The 1,720-nt window shown below is 71.0% G+C and carries 1 protein-coding gene; it reads left to right on the forward strand.

What is annotated here, in order from left to right; genetic code table 11:
* Positions 1 to 1,720: serine/threonine protein kinase (locus D7V93_RS42635; protein ID WP_147451666.1), on the forward strand; the 1,720-nt coding region annotated here is incomplete at both ends.

Below are 1,720 nucleotides of genomic sequence, written 5' to 3' on the forward strand. Positions count from 1 at the left end.
GGGCACGTCTACGCGCTGAAGATCGCGCTGCGTCCGGCGGGGCAGCAGGCCCCGGAGGAAGAGGACGTCAACGGCCGGCTGTCGCGCGAGGTGGCGGCCCTGCTGGCGTGCGCGCCGCATCCCAACCTGCCGCGTGTGCACGCCGTGGATCGCTGGCCCTCGCCGCCGGACGGCTACTTCTTCCACGTCACCGACTTCGTGGACGGAGAGACGTTCCACGAGTGGCGCTGGCGGGTGAAGCCCACCGCCGCGCACCTGCTGACCGTGTACACGGAGGTCGTGCGGGTGGTGGCGGATCTGCACCGCAGGGGCGTGCACCACCGGGACCTGAAGGCGGACAACCTGCTCATCCGCCGCGCGGACGAGCGGCCCGTGCTCATCGACCTGGGCACCGCGCGCATCCCGGGGGCCTCCACGCTGACGGTGGGCGTGGCGCCCGCGTCCCCGCACCTGCTGCCGCCCGAATGCGTGGCCTTCCTGCGCGAGGGCACGTGGAAGTCGGGCGCGAACTTCGACGCGGGCGTCCCGGGCGACCTCTACGCGCTGGGGGCGCTGCTCTACGAATCGCTGACCGACGGCTACGCGTTCGACCCGAGGCTGTCCTACGACCGGCTGCTGCCCGCCATCGAGACGGTGGTGCCGCGCGCCCCGCAGGAGGTCAACCCCCGGGTGCCGCCCGGCCTGGGGGACATCGCGCTGCGGCTGCTGGCCAAGCGCCCCGAGGATCGCTATTCGGGGACGGAGACGCTGCTGCAGGCGCTCTGGGATGTCGCGAAGGACAAGCGCCAGCCGGGGTGGAAGCTGTCGCTGGACGTCCCGGAGGACCGCGATGCGCCCCTGACCGACCGGGGCGTGGTGTCGCTGTCCCAGTTCCCCGGAAACCGCGCGCCCTCCGCGGAGTCCGAGTCCCCCGAACCCGCTGGGTTGTCTCCGCCCGCCGCGGCACCTGTCCCGGAGGACGAGTCCCCGGGCGCTTCATCCCTGTCCCAAGCGCGGCGCCGCCGCATCGCCGGTGTGCTCGGCCTGGGCGGACTGCTCGTGGGCCTGATGGCCTTCGGGCTGTTCCGGCCGGCGACGCGCGCTGAGCGCCCCGTTGTCTCGCCAGTTCCCGAGAAAGGAAAGTCGTCCGTGCCCCCAACCCCGAGTCTTCCCGACGCCGCCGTGCTCGCGGTGGCGTCTTCCCCGGATGCGGGGGCTCCCCCCGAGGTGGCGTCCTCCGTGCCTGCGCTGGTTGCCGCCACGCCCCCGCCCGTGAAGCCACTTCGCACGGACGGCGGCGTCATTCGCAAGCTGGCTTCAGCCGCCGCCGCGGCGTGCATGGGCGCGGCCTGTGCGAGCGGTGGTGGCACCGGCGCCATCCGCCCTGCGGAAGGCCGTTCCATCCCGTGCCCGGCGGGCGCTTCTATCGAATCCATGCGGGAGAACCTGGATGTCCGCAAGCCGAGAGGGCTCAACGGCGCCGTCTGGCTGACCGACGACTATTCAAGTCCCTTGGATGGCATCCCCGTTTCCGAGGGATGGCGGTGGTTCTTCATCCGCCCGAATCGTCATGAAAAACTCAACCCAGGCGCCCGCGTCAAAGGGCGCGTGGTCTTCATGAAGGACGTGACGCGGATCCTGTTCACGGAAGTGATGCTGCCCACCGGGGAGTCCTACCCGGCGTGCATGGAATACTGGGACAAGAATACCCTTGAGATTGGCTACACGGAGCGCCCCAATG

It is taken from the genome of Corallococcus llansteffanensis (genome assembly GCF_003612055.1).
GTDB lineage: Bacteria > Myxococcota > Myxococcia > Myxococcales > Myxococcaceae > Corallococcus > Corallococcus llansteffanensis.